Here is a 4,910-nt window from a genome sequence, read left to right on the forward strand (position 1 = left end):
CACGCCTCGCCGGCCGCGCCTGGCCGGCCGCGCCTAGCCGGCCGCGCCTAGCCGGCCGCGCCTAGCCAGCCGCCTGCAGGGCTTGGTCCACGGCCGCCTGCGCGGCGCCGGGCAGCGGATGCTCCCGTTGCAGCAGGAGCACGCGCTCGCGGAATTCGGCCGCCGCCTGGGGCCGGGCTTTTTCCATGGCGCGCAGCGTGCGCGCCAGCAGCAGCCGGGCGTTGACGCTGTGCGGGTGGGCCAGGCATTGCCGCAGGTTGCCGTCCAGGATCTCGCGTTCTCCGTTCAGTCCGGGTTCCCGCGGGTCGCCAGCGCCGTGGCAGCGCACGGCCAGCAACTGCTCCAGGCGCAGCAGGTAATCGGCGAAGCCAGGGCCCTCGGGCACCTGGTAGGCGGCCGGCGCGGGCTGCGGGCGCAGCGCGGAATGCCGCGCCAGCAAGGCCAGCATGTCCCGGGCCAGGCCGCTCAGCGCCGCGGCCGGATCGGCCGGCGCAAAGCGGGCCGACAGCTCGCCCACGCAAGATTCGTCTTCCATGCGCAGCAGCCGCAATTGCGCCGTCCACGGACCCGAAGGCGGGGCCAGCAGGTGCGTAAGCACCACGAAGTCGCTCTGCGCCTCGCATTGGGCCGCGTAGCGCAGGGCGTCGTTGTCGTCCCAGGCGCGCGCGCTCAGCACGAAGCCGGGCGAGGGCTGCGTCAGCCAGGGCACCAGCGTCTGCGTGCGCGCGCCGGCCAGCAGGCGGGCCTGCTCGTTCAGGTAGAGCGGCACGGCGCGGCTCAGCCTGCCCGCGGCGTCGGCGAGCTGGGCGTTCGGGGGCGTGCCGGGCGCGCCGGCATCGGCCGAGGCGCCCAGGAACGTCACCAGCACCGCGTCGTCGGCCGGCCGCGGGTAGAGCGCGGCGGCGGCCGAGTCTTCGGCCAGCCACACCGGCCCCTGGGCGGAAAGTATGTTCATGCGCATGGGCGCGGATTCCGGCACGGCGCCGTCGCCGACGCGAAGGCGCGCCAGTTCGGCGTCCCAGTAGGCCAGCGCCTCTTTCCAGTCGGGCCGCTGCTGCGCATACAGCGCGTCGAGCACCTGCCGCGCCGGTTCCGGGCGCCCCAGCGCGGCGTAGGCCCTGATGAGATTGCCGCCCACGCCCATCCCGTGCGCCGCGGCGTCGAAATGGGGAGCGGTCATGGAAACCAGCGCCTCCAGCTGGCCCGAGCGGCCTAGGTCGCCGCTCATGCGCAGCAGCAGGTCCGCGGGGACGGGCCGACCGGCGCGTTCGAGCGCCAGGCGGTAGTAGCCGAGAGCGCCGGCCAGGTTGTGCGCGCCCAGTTCGCCGTGCGCCAGCCAGAGCTGGGCGCGCCAGCTTCCGGGCAGCCCGGCCACGCGCCGCATCGCGGCCAGGCCGGCCGTGTCGCCGCCGTGCTCGCGATGGATGGCCTCGAACCATCCCAGGCCGTTGTCCTGGTTCGGGTCGAGCTCCAGCGCGCGCCACAGCGTGTCCAGGGCGGCGGCCTGGTCGCCGCGCTCCGCGTGGACCTTGGCGAGGTTGGTCAGCACCACGCCGGTGGGGCCGTGCGTTTCGATGTGGCGCTCGAGCACGCGTTCGCTGTCGTCGAGCCGCCCGTTCTCCAGGTGGACGATGGCCAGCAGCACCGCGCCGCGCTCGCCGCCGCCGTCCAGCTCGTACAGGCGTTCGGCCGCGTCGGCGAGGTCGGCATGCAAGCCGTCGCCGAGCGACTGCACGAGCAGGCCCGCCAGCGCGTCGGCGTCGTCCCAGCGCTGCCGGATGGCGTCGGGCAGCATGCGGGTGCGCCACTCCTGGCGGGTTATCTGGAATTCGCGGCCATAGGCGTCATAGACGCGGATCATGCCGCCGTCGGGTGCCGGATTGCTCATGGGGACAGCTCCTGGTGGGCCATGGGGCGGGTTCGGGAGAACGTCAGGGCGCCGCGGCCACGTCGATGCGGGCCTCGCCGCAGGTCACGGTCTGGCCCGCGCGTATCTTGGCGCTCTTGCGCGTTTCCACCGCGCCGTCCACGCGCACCAGGCCGTCGGCCACCAGCATTTTGCCGGCGCCGCCGCTGGCGCACAGGCCGGCGGCCTTGAGCAGCTGGTGGATTTCGATGAATTCGCTTCCGGGTGAAAGCGTGAAGGCGATGCGGGGCATGTGCGGTCCTGGAGCGGGGGTCAGGGCTGCCCGCCCGCGCCGGGAGCGGGCGGGGCGGGCGGAGCGGGTTCGGATGGCGCGGCGGGCGCGCGGCCGCCGTTCTCGGCGCGCGCCATCCAGGCAATGAGCGAAGAGCGCATGGCTTCTTCCACCGACATCTGGATGGGGTGCACCCATTCGCGCGGCACGAACACCGTGTAGCCGCCGATCATGTAGCCCATGGGCAGGTAGACGGCCACGCGCTCGCCCGGCGTGAAGCCCTCGGGCAGGTCGTCGAGATTGCGGCGGGTGACCAGCCCCACCAGCTCCAGCTGCTGGCCGGGCATGCGCAGGATCACCACCTGCTGGGCCGTGGCCTTGGACGAGGGCGAGAAATAGTCGGCGAAGCTCTTGAGCGAGGAATAAATGCTCTTGACCACGGGCAGGTTGGTGAACGGCATTTCCAGCAGCAGCAGGACGCGCTGCACGCGCTCCTTGGAAACCAGGTAGCCGATGAGCAGAATGCCCAGCACGCCCAGCGCCAGCCCCATGCCCGGAATGTAGAACCCGCCGATGAAGGGGCGCAGGAACGTCAGCGCCACCGCCTCGGTCCAGGCCAGGAAGATGTACAGCAGGTAGAGGGTCAGGGCCAGCGGCAGCACCGTGATGAGGCCGCGGAAAAAGTATTTGTAAAGACGGGTCATAAGAATAAGGGTCGGATGACGTCGCGTGCGTCCGGGGGCCGCCAGCATACCAGCCGCGGCCGCGCCGGCCGGTAACAAACCGCGCAAGCATGCCGCATGGCGCGGGCCGGGCGCTGTCCCGGCGCCACGTCCTAGCGGTCCACCGGCAGGAACAGGGTTTCCTTGATTTCCTCCATGACCACGTAGCTGCGCGACTCGGCCGAAGCGGGCAGGCGCTTGAGGATTTCGCCCAGCAGGCGGCGGTATTCATTCATTTCGGTCAGGCGCGCCTTCACCAGGTAGTCGAAATCGCCGGACACCAGGTGGCATTCCATGACCTCGGGCACGTACATCAGCTCTTTCTTGACCTTGTCGAACACGTCGCCGGATTTGGCCGACAGCTTGATCTCCAGGAACACCAGCAGGTTCTTGCCCAGCGCCGCCGGATTGACGCGCGCGTGATAGCCGGTGATCACGCCCTCTCGTTCCATGCGCTTGAGGCGGTCCGAGCAAGGGGTGGCCGACAGGTTGACCCGCTCGGCCAGTTCCGTGACGGAAATGCGGCCCTCGCGTTGAAGAATATCCAGCATTTTCAGGTCGATACGGTCGAGGTCGCGCATTTTCACTATCGAAAAAGGAAAAAAACCGGCTTGGCGGGAAAAACCACTGCCCAATATGAATTTTCAGTGACTTTCACTGCAATGCGGCTCATAGACTACCGAAATTACGGCTCGAATCCAAACACGGGAAAGAATCATGCACGTCATCGTCCTTGGCAGCGGCGTCATAGGCACCACCACCGCTTATTACCTGGCGCGGCTGGGCGCCAAGGTCACGGTGCTGGAGCGGCAGCCCGGTTCCGCCCTCGAAACCAGCTACGGCAATGCCGGCCAGGTCTCGCCCGGCTATTCGACGCCCTGGGCCGCCCCGGGCATTCCGCTCAAGGCCCTGAAGTGGATGTTCCAGAAACACGCGCCGCTGGCCATCCGCCCCGACGGCACGCTGTATCAATGGCGCTGGATGGCGGCCATGCTGGCCAATTGCTCGGCCGACCGCTACGCCGTCAACAAAGAGCGCATGCTGCGCCTGGCCGAATACAGCCGCGACTGCCTGCGCGAGCTGCGCGCCGCCGCCGGCATCCACTACGAGGAACGCGCGCGCGGCACGCTGCAGCTTTTCCGCACCGAAGCGCAGATGGAAGCGGCGCGCCGCGACATCGCTGTGCTCGAAGAGGTGGGCGTGCCGTACGAACTGCTGGACCGCAACCGTCTGGTCACGGCCGAGCCCGCGCTGGCGCGCGCCGCGCACAAGCTGTCGGGCGGCCTGCGCCTGCCCAACGACGAAACCGGCGATTGCCGCCTCTTCACCGTGCGCCTGGCCGAACTGGCGGCCGGGCTGGGCGTGGAATTCCGCTACGGCCAGCAGGTCGAGGCGCTGGCCGCCGCCGGCGGGCAGATCAGCGGCGTGCGGGTCGGCGGCCAGACGCTCACGGCGGACCGCTACGTTGCCGCCTTCGGCAGCTATACGCGGCGCTTTCTCGCGCCTCTGGGCCTGGACCTGCCCGTCTACCCGGTAAAGGGCTATTCGCTCACCATTCCCATGACAGACGAATCCGCCGCGCCGGTTTCCACCGTGCTCGACGAAACCTACAAGGTCGCCGTCACGCGGTTCGACCGCCGCATCCGCGTGGGCGGCATGGCCGAGCTTTCCGGTTTCGACCTGCGCCTGAAGGATGCGCGCCGCAAGACCCTGGAGCTCGTGGTGAACGACCTGTTCCCCGGCTGCGGCGACCTGCCGGCGGCCGAGTTCTGGACCGGCCTGCGCCCCATGACGCCCGACAGCACGCCCATCGTGGGGGCCACCCGCTACGGCAACCTCTACCTGAACACCGGCCACGGCACGCTGGGCTGGACCATGGCCTGCGGCTCGGGCAAGCTGGTGGCCGACCTGGTCATGGGCAAGCGCCCGGCCATCCGCACCGATGGGCTGGACCTGTCCCGCTACGAGCGCCGCGGCCGCGTGAGCCAGCCGCTGGTGCTGGACGGCAAGAGCGCCTGATTCCCGGGGCGCGCGGCGCGGGCCGGCCTCG

The 4,910-nt window shown here is 70.0% G+C and carries 5 protein-coding genes; 1 reads left to right on the forward strand and 4 read right to left on the reverse strand.

Going from position 1 to position 4,910, the window contains the following annotated elements; all coding sequences use genetic code 11:
* Nucleotides 1-61: 61 nt before the first annotated feature.
* The 4 genes from AD428_RS27250 to AD428_RS22765 all read right to left on the reverse strand — a co-directional run bounded on the left by AD428_RS27250 (nucleotide 62) and on the right by AD428_RS22765 (nucleotide 3,441).
* Nucleotides 62-1,888: a tetratricopeptide repeat protein gene (locus AD428_RS27250; protein WP_200908086.1), complete on the reverse strand. Its 1,827-nt coding sequence runs from the start codon at nucleotides 1,886-1,888 to the stop codon at nucleotides 62-64.
* A 43-nt stretch (nucleotides 1,889-1,931) separates the two neighbouring features.
* On the reverse strand, nucleotides 1,932-2,159 hold the full coding sequence (locus AD428_RS22755; protein WP_053246675.1) for an RNA-binding S4 domain-containing protein: 228 nt from the start codon (nucleotides 2,157-2,159) through the stop codon (nucleotides 1,932-1,934).
* A 20-nt stretch (nucleotides 2,160-2,179) separates the two neighbouring features.
* Complete coding sequence (locus AD428_RS22760) at nucleotides 2,180-2,842, reverse strand: DUF502 domain-containing protein (protein WP_053246676.1); 663 nt, start codon at nucleotides 2,840-2,842, stop codon at nucleotides 2,180-2,182.
* Between the two features lie 131 nt (nucleotides 2,843-2,973).
* Nucleotides 2,974-3,441: a winged helix-turn-helix transcriptional regulator gene (locus AD428_RS22765; protein WP_053246677.1), complete on the reverse strand. Its 468-nt coding sequence runs from the start codon at nucleotides 3,439-3,441 to the stop codon at nucleotides 2,974-2,976.
* A gap of 136 nt (nucleotides 3,442-3,577) precedes the next feature.
* Here AD428_RS22765 and AD428_RS22770 point away from each other — a divergent pair, with 136 nt between their 5' ends.
* Nucleotides 3,578-4,879, forward strand: coding sequence for a D-amino acid dehydrogenase (locus AD428_RS22770; RefSeq protein WP_053246678.1), 1,302 nt, complete (start codon nucleotides 3,578-3,580; stop codon nucleotides 4,877-4,879).
* The last annotated feature ends 31 nt before the right edge of the window (nucleotides 4,880-4,910 follow it).

It is taken from the genome of Achromobacter sp. DMS1, from assembly GCF_001270295.1.

Coding starts and splice junctions, on each gene's coding strand:
- AD428_RS22770 (WP_053246678.1), top strand. CDS start 3,578: ATGCACGTCATCGTCCTTGGCAGCGGCGTCATAGGCACCACCACCGCT.
- AD428_RS27250 (WP_200908086.1), bottom strand. CDS start 1,888: ATGAGCAATCCGGCACCCGACGGCGGCATGATCCGCGTCTATGACGCC.
- AD428_RS22755 (WP_053246675.1), bottom strand. CDS start 2,159: ATGCCCCGCATCGCCTTCACGCTTTCACCCGGAAGCGAATTCATCGAA.
- AD428_RS22765 (WP_053246677.1), bottom strand. CDS start 3,441: ATGCGCGACCTCGACCGTATCGACCTGAAAATGCTGGATATTCTTCAA.
- AD428_RS22760 (WP_053246676.1), bottom strand. CDS start 2,842: ATGACCCGTCTTTACAAATACTTTTTCCGCGGCCTCATCACGGTGCTG.